At 58.0% G+C, this 21900-nt stretch carries 19 protein-coding genes and 1 pseudogene; 10 read left to right on the top strand and 10 right to left on the bottom strand.

The window, feature by feature from the left end; genetic code table 11:
- Nucleotides 1–162 precede the first annotated feature (162 nt).
- Nucleotides 163–1077 carry a UDP-3-O-acyl-N-acetylglucosamine deacetylase gene (gene lpxC / locus P8014_RS14910; protein WP_337818125.1) on the top strand — a complete coding sequence of 305 codons (915 nt, stop codon included), beginning with the start codon at nucleotides 163–165 and terminating at the stop codon, nucleotides 1075–1077.
- A 5-nt stretch (nucleotides 1078–1082) separates the two neighbouring features.
- Here lpxC and P8014_RS14905 read toward each other — a convergent pair whose 3' ends face one another.
- The gene (locus tag P8014_RS14905; protein ID WP_337818124.1) at nucleotides 1083–1373 is read right to left on the bottom strand and encodes a DciA family protein; all 291 of its coding nucleotides are present in this window, start codon (nucleotides 1371–1373) and stop codon (nucleotides 1083–1085) included.
- A 264-nt stretch (nucleotides 1374–1637) separates the two neighbouring features.
- Between P8014_RS14905 and P8014_RS14900 the strand changes: the two genes are divergently transcribed.
- The 4 genes from P8014_RS14900 (at nucleotide 1638) to P8014_RS14885 (ending at nucleotide 7706) form a co-directional block, all read left to right on the top strand.
- Complete coding sequence (locus P8014_RS14900; protein WP_337818123.1) at nucleotides 1638–2558, top strand: M23 family metallopeptidase; 921 nt, start codon at nucleotides 1638–1640, stop codon at nucleotides 2556–2558.
- Between the two features lie 126 nt (nucleotides 2559–2684).
- On the top strand, nucleotides 2685–5408 hold the full coding sequence (gene secA, locus P8014_RS14895) for a preprotein translocase subunit SecA (protein ID WP_337818122.1): 2724 nt from the start codon (nucleotides 2685–2687) through the stop codon (nucleotides 5406–5408).
- Nucleotides 5409–5417: 9 nt separating this feature from the next.
- Nucleotides 5418–6641, top strand: a complete 1224-nt coding sequence (argJ, locus tag P8014_RS14890) for a bifunctional glutamate N-acetyltransferase/amino-acid acetyltransferase ArgJ (protein WP_337818121.1) — start codon at nucleotides 5418–5420, stop codon at nucleotides 6639–6641.
- Nucleotides 6642–6752: 111 nt separating this feature from the next.
- Nucleotides 6753–7706: a Nudix family hydrolase gene (locus P8014_RS14885; RefSeq protein WP_337818120.1), complete on the top strand. Its 954-nt coding sequence runs from the start codon at nucleotides 6753–6755 to the stop codon at nucleotides 7704–7706.
- A 103-nt stretch (nucleotides 7707–7809) separates the two neighbouring features.
- On the opposite strand, the gene zapD is transcribed toward P8014_RS14885, so the two are convergent.
- The 5 genes from zapD to pilB form a co-directional block, all read right to left on the bottom strand.
- Nucleotides 7810–8580, bottom strand: coding sequence for a cell division protein ZapD (gene zapD, locus P8014_RS14880; protein ID WP_337818119.1), 771 nt, complete (start codon nucleotides 8578–8580; stop codon nucleotides 7810–7812).
- Between the two features lie 119 nt (nucleotides 8581–8699).
- Nucleotides 8700–9299 carry a dephospho-CoA kinase gene (gene coaE, locus P8014_RS14875; protein WP_337818118.1) on the bottom strand — a complete coding sequence of 200 codons (600 nt, stop codon included), beginning with the start codon at nucleotides 9297–9299 and terminating at the stop codon, nucleotides 8700–8702.
- A gap of 11 nt (nucleotides 9300–9310) precedes the next feature.
- A complete protein-coding gene (locus P8014_RS14870; protein ID WP_337818117.1) occupies nucleotides 9311–10171 on the bottom strand; it encodes an A24 family peptidase in 861 nt (286 codons plus the stop codon).
- 97 nt (nucleotides 10172–10268) lie between these two features.
- On the bottom strand, nucleotides 10269–11489 hold the full coding sequence (locus P8014_RS14865) for a type II secretion system F family protein (protein WP_337818116.1): 1221 nt from the start codon (nucleotides 11487–11489) through the stop codon (nucleotides 10269–10271).
- A gap of 93 nt (nucleotides 11490–11582) precedes the next feature.
- A complete protein-coding gene (gene pilB, locus P8014_RS14860; protein ID WP_337818115.1) occupies nucleotides 11583–13310 on the bottom strand; it encodes a type IV-A pilus assembly ATPase PilB in 1728 nt (575 codons plus the stop codon).
- Nucleotides 13311–13674: 364 nt separating this feature from the next.
- Here pilB and P8014_RS14855 point away from each other — a divergent pair, with 364 nt between their 5' ends.
- From P8014_RS14855 to P8014_RS14835, 5 genes are all read left to right on the top strand, one after another.
- Nucleotides 13675–14508: an oligosaccharide flippase family protein gene (locus P8014_RS14855; RefSeq protein WP_337818114.1), complete on the top strand. Its 834-nt coding sequence runs from the start codon at nucleotides 13675–13677 to the stop codon at nucleotides 14506–14508.
- A gap of 389 nt (nucleotides 14509–14897) precedes the next feature.
- Complete coding sequence (locus tag P8014_RS14850) at nucleotides 14898–15659, top strand: class I SAM-dependent methyltransferase (protein WP_337818113.1); 762 nt, start codon at nucleotides 14898–14900, stop codon at nucleotides 15657–15659.
- Complete coding sequence (locus tag P8014_RS14845) at nucleotides 15656–16258, top strand: HAD family phosphatase (RefSeq protein WP_337818112.1); 603 nt, start codon at nucleotides 15656–15658, stop codon at nucleotides 16256–16258. Before P8014_RS14850 ends, P8014_RS14845 begins: the two co-directional genes overlap by 4 nt.
- A gap of 50 nt (nucleotides 16259–16308) precedes the next feature.
- Nucleotides 16309–16899, top strand: a complete 591-nt coding sequence (locus tag P8014_RS14840; protein WP_337818111.1) for a DUF6564 domain-containing protein — start codon at nucleotides 16309–16311, stop codon at nucleotides 16897–16899.
- 199 nt (nucleotides 16900–17098) lie between these two features.
- Nucleotides 17099–18403, top strand: a complete 1305-nt coding sequence (locus P8014_RS14835; protein WP_337818110.1) for a CDP-glycerol glycerophosphotransferase family protein — start codon at nucleotides 17099–17101, stop codon at nucleotides 18401–18403.
- Between the two features lie 31 nt (nucleotides 18404–18434).
- Here the strand turns inward: P8014_RS14835 and P8014_RS14830 are convergent, their stop codons facing one another.
- The 4 genes and pseudogenes from P8014_RS14830 to P8014_RS14815 all read right to left on the bottom strand — a co-directional run.
- Entirely contained in the window at nucleotides 18435–19472 is a 1038-nt protein-coding gene (locus tag P8014_RS14830; protein WP_337818109.1) for a glycosyltransferase family 4 protein, read from the bottom strand.
- Entirely contained in the window at nucleotides 19469–20203 is a 735-nt protein-coding gene (locus tag P8014_RS14825) for a methyltransferase domain-containing protein (RefSeq protein WP_337818108.1), read from the bottom strand. The genes P8014_RS14830 and P8014_RS14825 overlap by 4 nt, the downstream gene beginning before the upstream one ends.
- On the bottom strand, nucleotides 20200–21375 hold the full coding sequence (locus P8014_RS14820) for a glycosyltransferase family 4 protein (RefSeq protein WP_337818107.1): 1176 nt from the start codon (nucleotides 21373–21375) through the stop codon (nucleotides 20200–20202). The genes P8014_RS14825 and P8014_RS14820 overlap by 4 nt, the downstream gene beginning before the upstream one ends.
- Nucleotides 21376–21387: 12 nt before the next feature.
- Nucleotides 21388–21900: pseudogene (locus tag P8014_RS14815) on the bottom strand (glycosyltransferase family 2 protein); the annotation flags it as partial.

Genomic DNA, 21900 nt, shown 5'->3' with positions numbered 1-21900 from the left:
CGGCGGCCGTGAGCCTGCGCTAGAATTACCGGCTGAATTTCAGCTGACTCGGCAGGGCTTGGCGGTTTTTGGCTGGCGCAAGTGTTGCTAGGCGTAATGGAGACAAGTAGGCAGTCGCTCGATTGGATGCGGGCGATGAGTCGGCGCATGAGGTAACAAGAGTTGATAAGACAGCGTACGCTCAAAAATCCTATTCGGGCCACTGGCGTAGGCCTTCACACCGGGGAAAAGGTCCTTCTGACCCTGCACCCCGCTCCGGTTGACACCGGCGTCGTGTTTCGTCGCTCGGATCTGGATCCGGTCGTAGACATCAAGGCCACTCCGCTGAACGTCGGCGATACCCGACTGTCCACCACTCTGGTGCGGGGCGAAATTTCGGTGTCGACGGTCGAGCATCTGCTGTCCGCGGTGGCGGGGCTCGGCGTCGACAATCTGATCGTCGAGGTCAGTTCGTCGGAAGTGCCGATCATGGACGGCAGTGCCGGCCCGTTCGTCTTTTTGCTGCAGTCTGCGGGTATTCAGGAACAGAGCGCGCCGAAGCGTTTCATTCGCATCAAGCGTAAGATTTCCGTCGAAGACGGCGATAAATGGGTGCGTTTCGAGCCTTTTGATGGGTTCAAGGTCGGGTTTGGTATCGATTTCGATCATCCCGTGTTCAAGAACGGTGTGCAGTTCACCGAACTGGACTTCTCCAGCACCTCTTTCGTGAAGGAGGTCAGCCGGGCGCGTACCTTCGGGTTCATGCGCGAATTCGAGGCCCTGCGCCAGCTCAATCTGGTACGTGGCGGGAGCTTCGACAATGCGATCGTGCTTGACGATTACCGGGTTCTGAATGAAGAGGGACTGCGTTATGAGGACGAGTTCGTCAAGCACAAGGTGCTGGATGCGATCGGCGACCTCTACCTGCTGGGGCATAGCCTGATCGGCGCGTTCACCGGTTACAAGTCCGGGCATGCACTGAACAACAGGTTGCTGCGGGAGCTGATGGAGCAGCCCGATGCCTGGGAGGAAGTCAGCTTCGACGATGCCAGCGAGGCGCCCATTTCGTATGCCGAAGCGCAGCCCGCGCTGGGCTGACTGACTCACTTCAGAGCAGGGCGGCCGTCGGGCGAGACTTTGATGGCGATGCGCTGACTGCTGATTTGGCAGCAGCGTTCCAGGTGAAGCAGTATCGTGTTCTGTTCGAAGCGCAACGGGGTGACCCAGCTGCTGCTGTCGGTGATCAACACGGCGCTGTCACCGCGCGTGCCGGCGAACCAGACGTGCTCGGCCATGCTCTGGGGCAGAATTCCGCGTAGGGCATGCGTGACGGCGTCGAAGCGCGCCGCCTGCGACAGCAGTTCGGTGGGCAGGAATTGATTGATGCGTCGCATGGTTTGCGTATCGGTTTGGCGGGTCCGCCCGTCGGTTGGTCGGGTTCTGGGCTTGAAAGTTGTCCGTCAGTTTACCGAAAATCCATTTTTCCGGCTCTGCCGCGGGCCAATGATAATAGAATCCATTCGCGGAGCTGTATGGGAACGTTTGCCAACGGACTCCTCGAATCTAGGTGCAACCTGCCGACAGCTGAATGATCAGCGGAGGTTGCCGGGACTACGGGGTAGTCCTACCGGTGGACCCCGGAGCGACATGAGCGTCATATGAATATCATCTTGCTGGGCCGCAATGGCTGTCCGAGTCGCCAGCTGACCCTTGGTCGCTGGTATCACTATGTAATCGCCTCAGGTCTCACGCTGGTGCTGGCGGCTGGGTTGATGGGCGGCGGTTATTACCTGGGGATGCGTTTCGGACTCAGTCATCTGGTGTTCGGCTGGCAGCAGGCGGTAGCGCAGTCGCAGCGCGAAGTCGAGGTGACGCGTCAGACCGCCAATGCGCGAATCGATGCGCTCACCCAGCGGATGGGCGAGCTGCAGGCCGATGTGATGCGTATAGACGCCCTGGGTGGGAAATTGGTGAAGATGGCCAAGCTCGATCCCAAGGAGTTCGATTTCAGCCATCCCCCTGGCCGGGGCGGATCGCAGGAGCCGACCATCCAGAACGCTTATGGCGAGACGCAGATCCAGCATGAAATAGACGTCCTCAGTCGGCAGCTCAGTGACCGCCAGTCGCAGCTCAAGGTGCTGGGCCAGGTCTTGTCGAGCCGTCGTCTGCTCGCAGAAACCACCCCGGCAGGGTGGCCGATCAAGAAAGGTTGGATTTCGTCGTACTACGGCCCCCGCATCGACCCGTTTACCGGCAAACCCGGATTCCATCCCGGCATCGACTTTGCCGGTCGCGAAGGCGAGAACGTCCATGCGATTGCCAGCGGAGTAGTGACGTTCGCGGGCAGGGATGGCGGATACGGTAATATGGTCGAAATCGATCACGGTGACGGCTATTCCACTCGCTACGGCCACAATGAGCGTATCGACGTGAAAGTGGGGCAGGTGGTCAAGAGCGGGCAGGTCATCTCCCAGCTGGGCTCGACTGGGCGTTCGACCGGTCCGCATGTGCATCTCGAGGTGCGCTACCACGGTCACGCGATCAATCCTCTGAAGTACATCAAGCAGGCCCGTAACTGAGCTGTTTTCTTTTGCCGGCGCGGTTTCGCCTGAACTTCGCGCTGGCTGTGCATTCCGCTTGGGCGCTTCAATTCTGGTACCATCCCGCTTTTATCCATATTCCCACTCGCAGCGGAACGTGTGCGCATGCTCGGTAAGGTTCTGACCAAGGTTTTCGGAAGTCGCAACGAGCGGCAGATCAAGCGCTATGGCCGTCTGGTGGGCCGCATCAATGCGCTCGAAGAGGAATTTCAGGCGCTCGACGAAGCGGTCCTCAAGGCCAAGACTGCCGAGTTCAAGGAACGGTTGGCCGCCGGAGAGTCCCTGGACGATTTGCTTCCCGAGGCATTCGCCACCGTGCGCGAGGCCAGCCGCCGGGTCATGGGCATGCGTCACTACGACGTGCAGCTCATCGGCGGCATGGTGCTGCACGAAGGCAAGATCGCGGAGATGAAGACCGGTGAGGGCAAGACGCTGGTCGCGACCCTGCCGGTCTATCTGAACGGCTTGACCGGACGCGGCGTACACGTCGTGACCGTCAACGATTATCTGGCGACTCGCGATGCCGAGTGGATGAGTCAGCTCTACGGCTACCTCGGTCTGAGCACCGGGGTGATCGTCGCTGGCCTGAGCCCGGAAGAGCGTCGAGCGGCTTACGGCGCCGACATTACCTACGGCACCAACAACGAGTTCGGCTTCGACTACCTGCGCGACAACATGGCGTTTTCCGTCGATGAGCAGGTACAGCGGGAGTTGTACTTCTCGGTGGTTGACGAAGTCGACTCCATCCTCATCGACGAGGCGCGTACGCCGCTGATCATCTCGGGGCCGACCAACGAGAACTCCGAGCTGTACCAGCAGATCAATGCCCTGATTCCGAATCTGAGCGCTCAGGAGGAAGAGGAGGCGCCGGGCGACTATCTGGTCGACGAGAAACTCAAGCAGGTGCTGCTGTCCGAGGAAGGCCATCAGCGCGTCGAGGAACTGCTCGAAAAGGCCGGTTTGCTGACCGAGGGCGCGTCTCTTTACGACGTGGCCAATATCGGGCTGATGCACCATCTCAACGCCGGCTTGCGTGCGCACGCGCTGTACCATCGCAATGTCGACTATATCGTCCGCGACGGTGAGATTATCATCGTCGACGAGTTCACCGGCCGTACGATGCCGGGGCGGCGTTGGTCCGAAGGTCTGCACCAGGCGGTGGAGGCCAAGGAGGGGGTGACGATCCAGAACGAGAATCAGACCCTCGCCTCGATTACCTTCCAGAATTATTTTCGTCTCTACGAACGCCTGTCCGGCATGACCGGCACGGCCGATACCGAGGCCTACGAATTTCAGCAGATATACGGCCTGGAAGTGGTGGTGATCCCGACCAATCGTCCGATGGTGCGCAAGGATGAGCAGGATCTGATCTATCTCAGCGCCGAGGAGAAGTTCGACGCCATCATCGAAGACCTTCGGGAGTGTGTCGAGGCTAAGCGCCCGGTGCTGGTCGGTACCGCGTCGATCGAGGCTTCGGAGCTGATTTCGGGTAAGCTGAAGAAGCTGGGGATCGGGCACGAGGTGCTCAATGCCAAGCAGCACGAACGCGAGGCGCATATCATTGCCGAGGCGGGCAAACCGGGCGCCGTGACCATCGCTACGAACATGGCAGGCCGCGGAACCGACATCGTGCTCGGCGGCAGCCTCCAGGCGGAACTGGCCAAGCTTTCCGAGGATGCGGACGAGACCGAGCGCGAACGCGTGCGCAGCGAGTGGCGGAGCTGCCACGAGGCCGTTATCGCCGCCGGCGGTCTGCACATCACCGGTACCGAGCGTCACGAGTCCCGCCGCATCGACAACCAGCTGCGCGGCCGCGCCGGTCGCCAGGGCGACCCGGGGTCGACGCGCTTCTACCTGTCGCTGGAAGATAACCTGATGCGTATCTTCGCCTCTGACAGGGTGAAGGGCATGATGCAGCGTCTGGGCATGCAGAAGGGCGAGGCGATCGAGAGTTCTTGGGTGACGCGCGCCATCGAGAACGCCCAGCGCAAGGTCGAAGGGCATAACTTCGACATTCGCAAGGACCTGCTCGAATACGACGACGTCGCCAATGACCAGCGCAAAGTGATTTACGAGCAGCGCCGCGAACTGCTGACCTCTGACGATGTGTTCGAGACGATCCGAACGATCCGCGCAGATGTGATCGAGTCGGTCATCGATACCTATATCGAGCCGGGCAGCATGGACGAGCAGTGGGACATCGCCGGTCTGACAGAGGCACTGGATCGCGACTACGCCATGAACCTGCCGCTGCAGCAGTGGCTCGACGAGGACGACTCGCTGCATGAGGAAGGTCTGCGTGAGCGCATCTTCGAGGAAGCCGAGGCGGCCATGGCGGTGAAGGAAGAGTCCTTCGGCGCCGAGCTGATGCGACGCATCGAGAAGGACGTCATGCTGCAGGTACTCGATAGTCAGTGGAAGGAGCATCTGGCGGCCATGGATTATCTGCGCCAGGGTATCGGGCTGCGCGGCTATGCGCAGAAGGATCCCAAGCAGGAGTACAAGCGCGAAGCGTTCGAGATGTTTCAGTCGATGCTCGAGGCGCTCAAGCGCGAGGTCGTGTCGGTACTGATGCGCGTGCAGGTGATGTCGCCGCAGGCCCTCAGCGAGGCCGAAGCAGCACAGCGTCAGGCCCAGCAGATGCAGTTTTCCCATCCCGAAGCGACTAGCGCCTACTCCGGCTCGGAGGATGGGGCGCCTGAGGCGCCCGAAGGTGAGGAGGCGCATGCGCAGCCGTACCGCCGCGAACAACCTAAGCTCGGACGCAACGAGCCCTGTTGGTGCGGCTCCGGAAAGAAATTCAAGCATTGCCACGGCAAGCTCAATTGAGGTCATGTCATGGCCGTCGGTCTGAAACCTCCTGAAACCCTGGTGCCCATCAAGGGCATCCGGCTCGCTACGGCCGAAGCCGGCATTCGCTACCAGGGCCGCACGGACGTCGCCGTCATGGAAGTGGTGCATGGCACGCGCGCTGCAGCCGTGTTCACGCGCAACGCCTTTTGCGCGGCGCCGGTGACGGTTGCCCGAGAGCATCTGGCTACGGCTACTCCGCGTTTCCTGTTGATCAATGCCGGCAACGCGAATGCCGGAACCGGCGAGGAAGGCCTGCGTGATGCACGCGAGAGCTGTCGCCTGCTGGCCGAGCGTGCGGCCTGTATCGAGGCGGCTGTGCTGCCTTTCTCCACGGGCGTCATCGGCGAACTCCTGCCGGTGCACCGCTTCGGTCCGGCTATCGACCATCTGTTGATCGATCTGCATTCCGGTTCTGAGGCATGGATGGACGCGGCGCGTGCCATTATGACCACGGACACCGTGCCGAAGGGGGCGTCGCGCCAGGTCGAGATCGGTGGCAGGACGGTTACCGTGACCGGTATCGCCAAGGGTTCCGGCATGATTCACCCGGACATGGCCACCATGCTGGCGTTTATCGGTACCGACGCCGATCTGGCTCCAGGACTGCTGCAAAGCACGCTGGAGAGCGCGGTAGGCAGCTCGTTCAACAGCATTACGGTAGACGGCGATACCTCCACCAACGATGCTTGCATCCTGTTGGCGACCGGAAGCAGTGGGGCGACGGTGGACAGTGTCGACAGCGATGCCTACCGTGCGTTCAGCATCGTGCTGGAGGAGGTTTGCCAGCAACTCGCGCAGGCGATCGTGCGTGACGGGGAGGGGGCGACCAAGTTCGTCACGCTAGAGGTCGTCGAAGCCGCCACGACGGAAGAGGCTCGCCAGGTCGCGTTTACGGTTGCGCATTCGCCGCTGGTCAAGACCGCATTGTTCGCGAGCGATCCGAATTGGGGGCGTATTCTGGCGGCTGTCGGACGCGCCGGTATCGAAGGCCTGGATGCGGACGGGGTGTGGCTGACGATAAACGGCGTGAGCATCGCACGCGATGGCGGCCGCGATCCGGGGTATACCGAGGCGCAGGGCGTTGAGGCCATGGCAGGCGAAGAGATCAACATTCGCATCGGTCTTGGTCGCGGTGATGCCGATACGCGGATATGGACGACCGACCTGAGCCACGACTACGTGCGCATCAATGCCGAGTATCGCAGCTGAGGCTTGCTGGATTCACTAGTTCGTGAACAGGCAGCTAGGGCGGGTATGGACGGTACGTGCGACGCTAGCTGAGGTCTAAATGCAACTGCTTCTATTCGTTTGCACATACTTATGATAAGTGAGCTGCATGTTGCCGTCGGCGTCATCGAGCACGCGGGACGCTATCTGCTCACCCGCCGCCGCGTGGATGCCCATGAGGGCGGTCGCTGGGAGTTTCCCGGCGGCAAGTTCGAAGCCGGTGAATCGGCGCATTCAGCGCTCGCCCGCGAGCTTCGAGAGGAACTCGGCATCGAAGTGCTCGGTTCCGAGCCTCTGATCGAAATTCCCTTCAGCTATCCCGAGCTTGACGTGCATCTGCATGTGCGCCGGGTAACGGACTATCAGGGAGTGCCGGAAGGGCGTGAAGGTCAGCCTTTGCGCTGGTACGTGCAGGATGAGCTGCCCGGTCTGGAGCTGCCGGCGGCCAACCGGGGGATCCTCGCGGCGATTGCGCTACCGCACCAATACCTGATTACGCCGGAGCCGGTGGGGCCGGCTGATGTGGCCTTCATTGCACGCCTGCGCGCGCTTCTTGAGGCCGGTGTGCGCCTAGTGCAGTTACGCGCGAAAACACTGTCCGAGGAGGAGTTGCTGTGTTTGGCGCAGGAAGCGATTCGGCTTTGCGAAGGCGTTGGGGCGAGGTTGCTGCTTAATGCCATGCCGGAACTCGCGCAGCGCGCTGGCACGCACGGCGTGCACCTGAGTGCCGGTCGCGCCGCGGCACTGGCGAAGGCCGGTGTTGAACTGCCGACAGGGATGCTGGTGGGGGCGTCATGCCACACTGTCGCCGAATTGGAGTTGGCCGAGTCGTTAGGCGTTGACTACGTCCTTTGTTCGCCGGTTCGGCCCACCGACAGCCATCCCGGAGCACCTGTCCTGGGGTGGGATCGCTTCGCCGCAATGTGCGCTGCAGCGAAGGTGCCGGTATACGCGCTTGGTGGAGTAGGCCCTGCGGATCTGCCGACCATACACGACTGTGGCGGGCATGGCGCTGCGGGTATCTCGGCGTATTGGAGTGGCGGATAGGCCGGCGTGCCCCGATGGAAGGTCGGGCAAGTCCGGCAAGAGTCACCTTTTCGGATGGGTTACGCCCTTGTAGCAACTGATGCCGCAGCCTTGGAAATTGAGGCTACAGGGCGCAAGTGGCGAATTCGAAGTCGATATCCTTCTCGGTCTGGGATGGACGACTGGTGATGTCGGCTTGTTCGAGGAAACGGATGGTGAAGCGGTGTTTGCCGGCACTGATTTCGGGGAAGACTTCCGAATGTGTCGGCATCCGCACGCGCAGCAACTGATTGGGCGAGTCGGCGTTGAGAGCCTGTTGAAAGAAGCCGCGAGCGGCGGAGGTCGATTCGAACACGGCGCTGTCCCGGATCAGGCCAAGTACCAGTTCGACGGCTTCCAGTACATTTTCGAAAGGCTCGATCCAGGTTTTGAGCAACTCGGTACGCCGTTCCGAGCTGCGCGACAGCCAGTAGTGATAAGCCGGGAGGTCGAAGTCACAGGTGCCGCCGGGGATGCTCAACCTCTGCCTCAGGCTGCCCAGGAGTTCGTTGCGCATCAAATGTTGGGCAAGTTGCCCGGACATGCCGTGCAGTTGCTGACTGAGTTCGCGCTGCTGATCGACGATGTCCTGCAGACGACTCTGGTCGACGTCCTCCTGCGCCTGGAGACGGGTGAGGTTGGCGCCCTGGCGTTCGAGTTCGAGCATCAGGTCGTTTTTGACGTCCACGCGCATGACCAAGTTGACCAGTTCGATCAGGATGCTGAGCGCGCAGTGGGATTGCCATACTTCTCCGCCGTCCATCGCCTTGTGCAGCCGTTGCATGAGCTGTTCCATGCGCAGGAAGGTACGCATGCGCTCGTTCAGCGGCTGTTCGTAGATGACGAAGTCGTTCACAGTCGATCCATTGGCGTCAAAATTTAGGCACCTATTGTCCACATTCGAACGCTTAATACAAACGTTCAGTTTTGCAGGCTAAGCGGTCTGGTTCAGTCTGCTCGTTGATATCGTGCGCCTTATGGCGCGTCGCCGATTTGACGGTAGAGCCGGTCGAGTTGTGCAACACGGGTATCCAGGTCCTGACGATCGCGGTCGTTGTCGATGACGTCGTCAGCTCCAGACAGGCGTTGCTCCCGGCTGGCCTGGCTTTTGAGCACGGCACGAGCCTCTTCAGCGCTGACATGGTCGCGCACCATCGTTCTGCTGATCTGCGTTTCAGGACTACAGTCGACGACTAGTACACGGTCGACTTCGGCTATCCAGTTCTGTTCGATCAGCAGAGGAATCACCAGTATGGCGTAGGGCCCGGTGACGTCTGCCGTACGCGCCTGTAACTCCTGCCGGATTCTGGGGTGCAGAATGCTTTCGAGTTTCTCGCGTGCACCGTCGTCGCCGAAAATCCGTCGGCGTAGAGTCGCGCGGTCCAGACTGCCGTCTGTGCGCAGAACACCTTCACCGAAGGTTTCGACGATCTCCTGTAGTGCTTCGCTGCCGGAGTGGACCAGTTCACGGGCGATGACGTCGCTGTCGATGACCGTGATGCCGAGGCGGGCGAAACAGTTCGCTACGGTTGATTTGCCGCTGCCTATGCCGCCTGTCAGGCCGATACGGAGCATGGTGATATTCTTTAGCCGAGATGAGCGAAGCGCAGGTAGGCTTCGGTCAACGAGGTGCCCCAGAGCAATGCGATCCAGCCGGCCACGGCCAGGTAGGGGCCGAACGGGATCGGTACTTCGCGCGCATGATTCCTGAATGCCATTAGGCCCAGCCCGATCACGGCGCCGACCAGCGACGACAGCAGAATGGTTAGCGGCAGCATTTGCCAGCCGAACCAGGCTCCGAGTGCAGCAAGCAGTTTGAAGTCGCCATAGCCCATGCCCTCCTTGCCGGTTAGCAGGCGGAACGTATGGTATACCGCCCACAACGCAAGATAGCCGGTGGCGGCGCCGATCACTGCGCTGGACAGCGGAACGAACATGCCTTTGAGGTTGACCAGCAGACCTAGCCAGAGCAGTGGTAGGGTGATGCTGTCGGGCAGCAGTTGTGTTTCCAGATCGATCATGGTCAGCGCGAGCAGCGCCCAGGTGAATACGAGGGCTACCGCGGTCTGCCAGCCGGGACCGTAGTGCCAGGCGACAGCGAGCGCTGCCAGACCTGCCACGAGTTCGATCAGTGGATAACGAACCGAGATGTGTACGCCGCAGGCCGAACAACGCCCGCGCAGCAGCAGGTAGCTGAGCAACGGGATGTTTTCCCATGGACGTATCTTGTGGCCGCAGGCCGGGCAGTTGGAGCCGGGCACGACCAGGTTGTAAGGCGTTTGTTCGACGACAGGAGTTTCGGTCCCGTTCAGTTCCCGGCACTCAGCCTGCCATCGGCGTTCCAGCATGCGTGGCAGGCGGTGTATGACGACGTTGAGGAAGCTGCCAACCACCAGCCCGAGCAGGGCGACGGTGACGTAATACAGCAGCGAGGGTTCTAGCGGCATGTGTGCTTTCGGCCTGGGGAGTGACGGGGATTCCGTTGGCGAGGGGTGGAGTGTTCGAAATCGGATGGGAGGAGGCGACAACCGTCCTTTCGTTGCGTCAAACGACCGAGCCGAGTTTGAAGATCGGCAGGTACATGGCGATGACCAGGCCACCCACGATTACGCCTAGAATTACCATGATCAGAGGTTCGAGCAGGCTGGACAGACCGTCGACCATGACGTCTACCTCCTCCTCGTAGAAATCGGCGACTTTGGATAGCATTTGATCCAGCGAGCCGGCTTCTTCTCCGATCGCCACCATCTGCAGTGCCATGTTCGGGAACAGGCTGGTGAACTGTCGCATGGACTGGCGTAGTTGCGAGCCGGCGGAGGTGTCCTCACGCATTTTCATCGTTGCTTCGGCGTAACTCATGTTGCCGGTGGCGCCGGCAACCGATTCCAGCGCTTCGACCAGCGGTACGCCGGCCGCGAACATGGTGGCAAGCGTGCGCGCGAAGCGAGCGATAGCCGATTTGGCTAGAAGCGTGCCGAAGATCGGAATGCGCAGGATCCAGCGGTCGATCTGGCGGTGAAACGCGGTCGAGGTCTTATAGGCGCGGGCGAATAGCCATCCACTGGCGCCTATGGCGGCAAAAATGACATACCACCATTTCTGGAAAATATTGGAGAGGTGGATCACGAACAGGGTGAACGCGGGTAGGGAGGCACCGAAACCCTGAAACAGCTTTTGGAATTGCGGTACCACGAAAATCAGCAGGATGGCCGATACGATGAAGGCGACCACCACCACGGCTGCGGGATACATTAGCGCTTTCTTGATCTTGGCTTTGATCGCCTCGGTCTTTTCCTTGTAGGTCGCGATCTTGTCGAGCAGGGTTTCCAGAGAGCCGGATTGTTCGCCGGCGCGGACCAGATTGACGAACAGTTCGTCGAACTGGTCCGGATGCTTGGCCAGAGCGTCGGCCAGATTGTTGCCGCCTTCGACCTCGCCCTTGATATTGAACACCATGGTTTGCATGGAAGGTTTTTCATGCCCCTGGCCGATGATGTCCAGCGCCTGCACCAGCGGTACGCCAGCACTCATCATGGTCGCCAGCTGGCGCGCGAAGACGGCAATGTCCTTGCCATTGATTTTCTTGCCGCCGCCGAACAGCGGTTTTGGTTTCTTGCGAACCCGGACCGGGTTGATGCCCTGGCGGCGCAGATCGGCTTTGAGCAACGCTTCGCTCATCGCCTCGTTTTCACCTTTGATGCGGATGCCCTTCCTGTCCACGCCTTCCCAGGTGAAGATCGTTTTGCTCGGTGCTTTCGCGGCCATGACGGTCTCTTTGGTCTTAAAGGTTATCTGCGGCCCGTGAGTGCAGTGCGCGAGTCCCTAATCGTTGTGGCTATCGTAACATCAGGTAGGAGTTCAGTCCTTTGTAACGCGATTGAGTTCGTCCAGACTGGTCAACCCGTCGCGGACCTTGCGTAGTCCCGATTGGCGCAAGTCGGGAATTCCTTCGCGTTCGGCTTGTTCGGCGAGCACGATGGCGTTGCCGCCCTCCATGATCAGCCTGCCCATGTCTTCGGAGATGGGCATGACCTGATAGATGCCCATGCGACCCTTGTAACCGCCGCTGCATTTGTTGCAGCCGTCGAGATTGGGCTTGTAAATGGTGAGTCCGCGGGCCTCTTCCGGCGTAAACCCCTCTTCGACCAGGGCTTCCTCGGGAATCTCGTGCGCCTGCTTGCAACTGGGGCACAGGCGTCGAGCGAGGCGCTGCGCGATGATCAGCGACACCGAGTTGGCAATGTTGTAGGTCGGCACGCCCATGTTCATCAGGCGGGTCAACGTCTGTGGGGCGTCGTTGGTATGTAGGGTCGAGAGCACCAAATGGCCGGTCTGAGCGGCCTTGATGGCGATCTCGGCGGTTTCCAGGTCGCGAATCTCGCCGACCATCACCACGTCGGGATCCTGGCGTAGGAAGGAGCGCAGCGCCTCGGCGAAGGTCAAGCCGACCTTCGGGTTTACGTTGACCTGATTGACCCCCGGCATGTTGATTTCCGCTGGATCCTCAGCGGTAGAGATGTTGCGATCCTCGGTATTGAGAATGCCCAGGCCGGTATAGAGCGTGACGGTCTTGCCGCTGCCAGTCGGGCCTGTGACTAGGATCATGCCGTAGGGTTTCTTGAGCGTCTCGAGATATACCTCCTTCTGCTCCTCTTCGAACCCGAGGCCTTCCACGCCAATCTGCGCGGAGGTCGGATCGAGGATGCGCAGCACGATCTTTTCGCCGAACAGCGTTGGCAGCGTATTGACGCGGAAGTCGATTGAGCGGTTCTTGCTGATCTGCAGCTTGATGCGACCGTCCTGCGGCTTGCGCCGCTCGACCACGTCCATGCGCGACATGACCTTGATGCGAGACGCTAAGCGTGCCGCCATGGCGACCGGCGGACGGCCTACTTCATGTAGCATGCCGTCGATACGCAGCCTTAGCCGGAAATACTTCTCGTAGGGCTCGAAATGGATGTCGGAAGCGCCACGCTTGATCGCGTCGAGCAGGACTTTGTTGACGTAGCGCACGACCGGCGCATCGTCGGCTTCCGAGCCGGTGGTGACCTGCTGTTCCTGGGCGTCGTCGGCTATCTCAAGATTGTCGAGTCCTTCGAGGTCGGAGTCGCCGATCAGGTCGTCCATCGCTGTGTCGACCGAACGTAGCGCTTCGTCTATGTACTGGTCTAGTTTGTCGTCTTCGACCAGTAGGGGCTCGGTCTGCACACCGGTGTTGAACTTGATCTCGTCGACCGCAGTGAGGTTCATCGGGTCGGAGATCGCCACGAACAGTCGGTTGCCGCGCTGGAACACCGGCAGCGCGCGGCTTTGGCGCACCATTTTCTCGTTGATCAGGCTTTTCGGGAGCAGTTCGGGGTCGAGCGCAGCAAGATCCAGCAGCGGAATGCCGAATTCCTGAGACGCGGCCTGAGCTACCTGAGCGGCAGTCAGATGACCTTGCTTGGTCAGCAGGCTGACCAAAGGAATGCGCTTGTGCTGGGACTCTTCCTGGAGGCTGACGGCTTCGGCCTCCTGCAGTAGTCCGGCAGTCACCAAATGGCGCGCGAGGCCGCTGAGCCTCAGCCGCGTCGCGGGCGTAGACATCGTATTGGAACTCCCGAGCAGTGCTGTATTCTTAAACCCAATACAGTCAGCATGTTAGTCAATACGGCTATAAAGTCAATTCAAGCGGTGTGCGGTTGGCCGGTTCGGCGCCGGTAGGGGGTAAGCGTAGCGCATTGACTATTTATTCCCGAATCGAGGCGTGATCTATCCCACGAAACGGGCGTATTGGGCGACAGCTTGTGTCAAGATACGGCTGATGGCGTCAGCTTTCACCATAACATGCCATGATATCGCCGATGTTGCCTCAACAAACTGCATTAAGCGCCGCACCAGGCCAGCCTTTGCATGGCTCTGTCGACTATCTGTCCTACTGCGTCAGTCTGAGCCATCAGGAGCCGCTGCATTGAAGCTCTGGCTTCGCCGCCTGCTTGCCTGGCGCCTCGGTAAACTGGCCAAAGGTACGTTCGCCATGACAGCCGGCTTGGGTTTGCGCACCGTGGCGCAGGGTGTCGTTTTCCTTATTGTTGCCCGCGTACTCGGCGTCGAGCTTTATGGCGCCTATGCTGCCGTCCTCGCTCTGGCCATGGCCGTTGGAGTTTTCGGCGGTGTCGGCGTGCCCATGATCATGTTGCGCGATACGGCTCGAGATCCCGCTGTATTTGCCGAAAGTTGGGGACGCACGCTCGCTGCGCTGCTGGTTACAGTGCCGATCCTGTTTGCTACTTATCTTCTGCTAGCATGGGTAATATTGCCTAACCGGATTGGTTGGGTGGCGACTATTTGCATCGGCGCAGCGGAAATTCTCTCCGCGCCTCTTACGCTGGCGGCCGTGCGGGCGTATCAAGGACACGAACGCATTGGCCGTGCGGCGCGTATGGTGCTTGCCCCTATCCTGCCGCGGCTTGCTGTCGCCTTGATCTTGCCGCTGGCCCTTCTGTTGCCGGCATCGGCGCGTCTGTCGGTGTGGGCGGCGGCATACCTGCTCGCAGCCGCTGTCTCAACAAGCTATGCGCTTTGGCTGCTGCGGCACGACTTTGGTTTAGGTGTTGAACTTAGTTGGCACGGGCTCGCTCGGGCCGCGCGCGAGGGTTGGCCATTTTCGGTCGGGGGCGCGGCGCAGAAAGTATACATAGACATCGATAAAATCATGCTCGCGCGCCTGGCCACCTGGGAAGTGGCCGGTTGTCATGGTTGCCGCTCGCGGTTCTGCCGCGATCCCTTATGCAGCAGGTTCTGATTGGATCCGGTCAGCAAAGGGTATTGGCACTCATTTTGACTTTGGGTGCAATCACCAATGTGTTGATAAACCTTTGGGCGATTCCCCGCTGGGGCTGGCGAGGTGCGGTTGGGGCAACATATGCGGCCGAAGCGGTAATGGCGGCCATTCCCCTGATGATGCTCTTGAATGCTAGCATTATACGCGCAGCTGCAGATTAATATTATTTGTTGTTGCACTGTAGCGAGGGGGGGCTCAAGTGCTGCGGGTGGGGAGTAAAATGGAGTTTCCCCTATTCTTCTGTATATAAGAAATTTCCGCTAGACGCCTGCAGTCGACTGATTAGCATGACAAACTTTAAGCTATCACCTCGCATGCAACGCACTTCATGGATAGATGGGATAAAATCAATGACCAGAATTTATTCAAATCCTGATGACGTGGAAAAACCCCGCATCGATCGCGAAGCTGTAGGTTCTTTCTTTGACGAGCGGGCAAGGAAGGCAGCCGAGCTTGGTGCTATCCGTGCGGTTATCTACCAAGACAAGCATCCTGATCTTGCAGAAAGACGGAATGCATCCGAGAAAGCATCGCTAATGCCTCTACTCGACCTAGATGCTTCTCAGCGTGTTCTTGACGTAGGGTGTGGTACAGGGCGCTGGACTGGAGACATTTTAGCATCCGGTGCCTATTACCATGGAACTGACTCCAATGAGGGGCTTCTGTCCGTTGCGCGCAACCATTATAGGAATAGTGCCCGCTGTCGTTTTTCAGTCGCTCCCATTGAAGCGCTTACATTACAGTCTATTCAGGAGAATAAACCTTTCGATCGGATTCTGTGTGCGGGGGTGCTGATTTATCTCAACGATGAAGAGGTGCTGGAGGGCTTGCGGTCCATGATGGAGATGCTTTCGTCAACTGGCCGCCTCTTACTGCGCGAACCGATGGGGGTGGATTCACGCCTGACCATTAAAAGACATTATTCTGCTGACCTTGATCAAGTTTATAACGCCATTTATCGCACTGAATCAGAACTAGAATCCATGGTGATTTCAGTGTTTATAGACACTAGATTTTCAATTACTGGAAAAGGCAATGTTTATGAGGATCCTTCGCTCAATAACCGTACAGACACGCGACAAAGATGGCTTCTCCTGGAGCGTAGGGCATGAATACGGCGTATTGCTTTGACCTGGATGGTACGGTTACGACAACAGAAATTCTTCCCTGTATAGCATCAGAGCTTGACGTAACAGATGAAATCGCGACCCTTACGCGCCTAACAATGGATGGACACATCCCGTTTGCGGATTCAATGCGACTACGTTGTCTAATTCTAGGGCAAGTGGGTGCTGAACGAGTTAATGAAGTCGTACGATCTGTCCCCTTAGACCCGCAGATTGTTGATTTTATACATTCAAACGCGGATCGATGCTTCATCATCACGGGAAACCTGGATGTCTGGCTTCAGCCTCTTATGCAGGAATTGCCTTGCTACTGGTTTTGTTCTAAAGGAACTATTGCCGAAGGACGCTTGAAACTCGACTATATTATTGATAAAGGAGCGACATTGTCCGCCCTGCACACCACTCATAACTTCGATCGCTATGTGGCCGTGGGTGATGGTGCCAACGACCAAAATATGCTGGCAGCGGCCGATGTCGGTATTGCTTATGGGGGGGTGCATGCTGCAGCGCTCGCCACCATCAATGAAGCTCAATTTATTGTCAATTCGTCAGGTACGTTATGCAATCTATTGAAGGGGCTGTGATCGCTTGCGCCGGGCTAGGTTCCAGACTTGGGATGGGTCTGCCTAAATGCATGATCGAAGTTGATGGGCAGACAATTCTGTCTCGACTTGTTCGTGCGCTACGTCCCCATGTACCCAGAATCCATATCGTAGTAGGTTACCGAGAGGATATCGTCACTGAATATTGCTCGCGTTATTACCGGGACGTGGTGTTGGTGAGGAACCCTGACTTCAGGAGTACAAACACCGCCCATAGCTTACGCTTGGGAAGCGTCGGGTTCAGCAACAAAGTCCTTTATCTGGATGGCGATCTCATCATAAATGAAGAATCGCTGACACGATTCATCGAAAATTCAGTCAAGATGCGTTTTCTTATTGGGATTACACCTGCAAAATCGAGTCAAGCGGTTTTCGTTAGTACACAACAGAACGAAAACGGAGATTCAATAGAGCTGAAGGCATTTCACCGAAGCCCTTCAGCAAAGTATGAATGGGCAAATGTTTTTTCGGGTCCGCCAAACATTTTGAGGGATGGATCAGGTTATGTTTTCGAAAGCCTACAATCCATACTCCCGGCTCGTGCGCAGGAGCTGCAATTATTTGAAGTCGATACCTCCGAAGATTTGGAACGCGCGATAGCTGGACTGTCAGTAAAGAAATGAGCCCTAAATTGGCGCGCAGAAAATGACTCAAAGATTAACTCGCGTTCTTATCTTATTGCAGCGCTCTGAGGCATGGGAAAATATAGCCTCCGTTTGGGAGGCCCTTTCCTCTCGACCGAGATTTGAACCAGTCGTATTGATCACCCCGTACAACGCTGAGGACAAAGTAACTAGCACGCGTTCGGAGGAAAAAATACGCTTGTTACTGCAATCGAAAAATGTCAGCTTTGAAGAATGGCGCGAAGGCTGGATCTTAGATAAGGGTAAATTCGATGCAGTTATTATCAATCATCCCTATGACCGCGAGCGACCGACTGGTTTGCATTTCAAGCAGCTAGCCGCAACTATCCCCATCACTATCTACATTCCATACGGTCTGTCCATGGGAGGGGGGAGGAAAAACCTTCGACTTCAATTTGCGCAACGAACCCAGGTTGGCGCAAGCGCTGTGATAGCGCGCTCGCATTGGGAGAAAAGAATGTATGCGATGCACTGTCCCGCAGGTGATGCACATGTGCATGTGCTAGGCCATCCCCGTTTCGATGTACTGCTCAAGCACCTAAACACGGCTGCCTCGCCAAATGAGCTATGCGACAGAATAGGTGCACGCATGGTCGTGCTCTGGAACTCCCATTTCAGTTTTTCACCGTCTTATTCGCAGTCATTGAATTTCTCTACCTTCGATTTGATCGGGCCGGAATTGTTTGAATTTGCCAAAAGTTATCAGGATAACTTTTGTCTTCTTTGGCGCCCCCACCCGGGGCTGTTCCCGGTCCTCGCCCGCGAGGGTATCTTGACTTATAGCGAAATCGATCAATTGCGTCAGGAGTTGGTGCATGTCGGGATCGTGCTAGATGAAAGCCCCAGCCACCTACCGGCATTTGAGATTTCCGATGCACTTTTTACCGATGTAGGATCATTCCTTCTCGAATACTTGGCTACAGGCAAGCCGATTCTTGCGCTACATAACCCTGATGGCGAACCCTTAAATGAGGAGTCCAGCGCCTTGGTCCGGCACTACGCACAGGCATCCAGTCCGGAAGAGGTTCTGCAGTTCATTGACGATCTCGCTACAGGTGATCACGAATTGCCAGACCCCACAACCGCACTTGAGGAACACTTGCCTTATATGGATGGCCATGCGGGTGAACGGGTCGCAGACTTACTGGAAAAGCTCACAGCGAAGGTTGCCGCCACCGATCACGCGGTGGGTGAAGAAACTGCTTCAAGATGGACAAACAAGCCACAAAGGCACATCCCGAAAAGAGTCAGTAACTGGGGGCGGAACAAACCTATAGGTACATATCAAACCCACACCCCGGTACTCGATAAGCTCATTGAGAACCTGCGAGAAATACGTATTAAGAAGGAGTTCGAGCCGGGGTGGAGAAAAACACTAAAACGTGTTGTAAACACGGTACAGCTCTATCTGGGGGAGGCCGTAAAACACCAACCGGTGCTCATCTCCCTGGCTAGGTACTTGCGCATCTGCATTAAGAAATAGGTTAATACAAAACGATGCAGAAATTGTGCGATTATTCTGATTCTATCAGTGCGGTTTGATACTGTTCGACATAGCGATCGAGCATCATATTCAGGTCGAATTGGCTTTCAACGTGTCGCCTCGACGCCCCTCTCATGCTGTGCCATAAGTCGAGATTTTTCGCTAGCCGCCTTGCTGCGCTGGTGAAGGTGTAGACATCATCTTGTGAGCATAGTAGGCCTGTTATACCATCATCAATGACTTCTGGTAGCGCCGCCACTTTTGTTGCGATTACAGGTGTCCCGCTAGCCTGTGCTTCTAGAGCTACCAACCCGAATCCTTCGACTCTTGATGGAAATATTAGGGCGTCTGCTTCTCGATAGACGGCGGCCAGTTGCGCTGGCTCGCTGAATCGCCCGAGGCAGCGGCTGTTGGCGGGGAGTGTATGGCGCTTGTGTAATTTCTTGCGATCGGCCGTGTAGCAGAGTTCGAATTCCGTTCCCAGCATTTCCATGATGGGCGCTAGTAAATCCACGCCTTTCAGGTGCGACCAGTTCCCAACATAGAGCAAGCGAAAGGGCTTGTGCGGTGCGATGCGCTCGACGGGTTGGAAGGGGCCGCTCAGGTCTATGGCGTTAGGAATGACGGCGATGTCTTGTCGATTGAACGCGGTCGAGGTTTGCTGCGCGGTGTAGCGGCTGACAGCTACGATCCGATCCGCGATGCTCAGTGTGTTCGCTTCAATTTTATATATCCAATATCGGTGATAGAGGGTCTGGGCGCGGCTTTTATATGAGGTTAGTGTCGGATCGTGGACGCAGCCATGAACTGTGGCGACGACAGGTAGAGTCAAAGGTAGGAAGCGTCGCGGGAGCCCGCTGTTGACGTGAACAATATTGGCCCATTCGGGCGGCTGCGGCTTGGCGACGGTCCAAGGCGCATATTCGGCGCGATGTGGCAGCCAGCTGATTTCCGCTCTGATGCCGCGCCGCCGCAAACCTTCGGCGAGACGCTCGGTGAAAACGTCTGTACCGCTACCGGCGCGAATTGCAGGGAACCAGACGGCGGGCCGAGGTGGGGTGGAGGTCATGTGCGGTTCAGTTTGTAGATCAGCGTTGGGTTGATCGCAGCGAGTCGATCAAGCCATGCATTGGGAAGTGCGGCGCTGGCTTTGGCGATCAGCCCTTTGCTTCCCTCGATATTAAGCGTTTCGCGCAGAGCGTGGGTGGAGAGATATTCGTAGGCGAAACCACTGTCGGTTAGCATGCACTCTAGCTGCCTTAAACTGGGCGGATTGCAATCGTATTCATTGCCTCGGCGCATCGCGCGCAGATAGGGTGTACGCCAGGACTTTGGCAGCCAACTTAGGAAGGCAAGTCGGTAGTGTGGCTCGACTAGCATCCATCGGTTGGGGGCGGCGAGATAGCCGATACCGGTGTGACGCATGACGCGCCGAACTTCGCTGAGATGATGGCGTTGCGCCGCTTCGTCGCCCACATGTTCGATAACGTGGTTGCTGATGACTAAGTCGAAATGCTCATTCGGAAAAGGCAGCATAGTGTCGGAAACTAGCTGAAAATCGAAGGTGTCGCGCAGCAGGCGTTGGTCGAGTACATCTACTGCTGTAACAATGCAGTTGAGCGTTTCGTGGGTGGCGAAGTAATGAGCGATGCCACCGGAGCCGGTGCCGATTTCGAGTAGTTTGATCGGTTGTTGGAGATCGGCAAGGTCAAGCAGACGTTCGATCTTTAGGCCTTTCAAGCGCCGTGAAGGTAGATCGAGTACAGCATGCGGTTGGCGCATTGATGATTGTTGTGTCATGGGCTTTCGACTTCGCTACGCTGACATAGGTGAATGAGCCGTCGACCGAAGTTGGGCCAAGCGAATTTAGCAGCGAAGGTTCGCGCGGTATTTGCCCAGGCGGATCTCTCGGGGGGCGTAACGGCGAGTAGAGCAATGACGTTTTGCGCGAACGCGGCCATATCTCCAGGGGAAACAAGGTTTCCGGAATGACGATTCTTGATCGCGTCTACGACTCCGCCGACAGCGAAGGCCACTGTGGGTAGGCCATGAGCAGCGGCCTCAATGGCAACCATGCCGAAACCCTCGTGGTCGTTAGGCAAGTCTTGGACGGGAAATATCAAAACATCTGCGGCAAAATAGGCGGCTTGCAACGAAGCGTCGTCTACATCATGCAGGAATAAAAGCTTGTCTTGAAGTTTTTTGTCGGTCAACGCTTGTTGTATGCGTTGTCGCTCACCAGTCTGATGGTGCAAGGCCTGCGTAGGTTCGTCGCCAATGACGATGACTTTGGCTGTGGGATGCCGGTCAACAATGATCGGCAAGATGTTTTGCACGAATGCCGCCAGTCCCTTGCGGGTGGTGATGCGCCCGACGTAAAGCATCAGTGGTGCGTCGCCGAGCGCGTGGCGTGCACGGAATTCGGTTCCTAGCTTGTCGGCCTGGCTGGTGTCGGGCAGCGCGACGCCGGGGTGGAGGATGGCGATGCGCTCGGAATCGATGCCCGCTTCGATGGCCAGTTGTTGGGTGAAGTGGCTGTTGACCAGCACGCGATCGCAGCGGCGCTGGAACGGGCGCCAGAGCAAACGGTAGATCGGATGGCGCGCTTCGATGTCGAGGCCGTGCAGATAGCTGATGCAGCGCGCGCCGGTGAGTCGGGCGGCAAGCCAGGCGAAGGGAGCGGTCAGCCCGCTGCCGGCGAAGACGAGCGTGGGGCGCAGGCGGAGGGCCTGTCCGATCGCTGCCAGCTTGGTTCGCAGCAGGTAGCGGAACATCGGCTTGAGCGGGATTTCGGTGGCGTTAACGTCGGCCGGCAGGTGGCGCGCGCAACCTCCCGGGCCGATGACATGAACCCGATAGTCGGCGCGCAGTTCGTCGACGATGTGCCAAACGAGTCGTTCCATGCCGCCGATCAGGGGCGGCAGGTTGCGGGTGATCACCAGCGCTACGGGACGCTCGGCCGAGGCTGTCATGCCGTCGGTACCTCAACGATCCGTATCGCGCCGCCGCGGCACATGGCGCAGCTCGGTGTTGGCGTACATGAGGTTGGCGATTTGTTCAGAAATCAGGCCCATGAGAAAAATCAGCGCGCTGGCCGTGAACAGCAGCAGGCTCATGTTGGTGAAGCGCCCGGATTCGATGAAGGTCCAGAGATAGCGGATCAAGCCCAGTAGGGCGAACGCGAAGCTGGCCGGGGCGAAGACCTTCAGCGGCGAATACAGCGTGCCGATTTTGAAGATGATGAGCACGAAGCGCAGCCCGTCGCGCAGGGGGCGGATATGGCTCTTGCCGCTGCGTGCTTGGGCCTGGATCGGCAGATAGCCGACGGCGTAACCGGCGCGGAAGAAGGCCATGGTGCTGGTCGTGGGGTAGGAAAAGCCGTTGGGCAGCAGATAGAGGAACTGGCGGAACTTGTCGGCGCGCACCACGCGGAAACCCGAGGTGAGATCAGCTACTTTGTGGTTGGTGACCCAACTGGCCAGGCGGTTGTAGAAGGT

The sequence above is a fragment of the Acidihalobacter sp. genome (assembly GCF_037381185.1).
Lineage (GTDB): Bacteria > Pseudomonadota > Gammaproteobacteria > DSM-5130 > Acidihalobacteraceae > Acidihalobacter_A.
The sequence above is the reverse complement of the archived record's forward strand: the minus strand, read 5'-3'. Positions and strand labels throughout refer to the sequence as shown.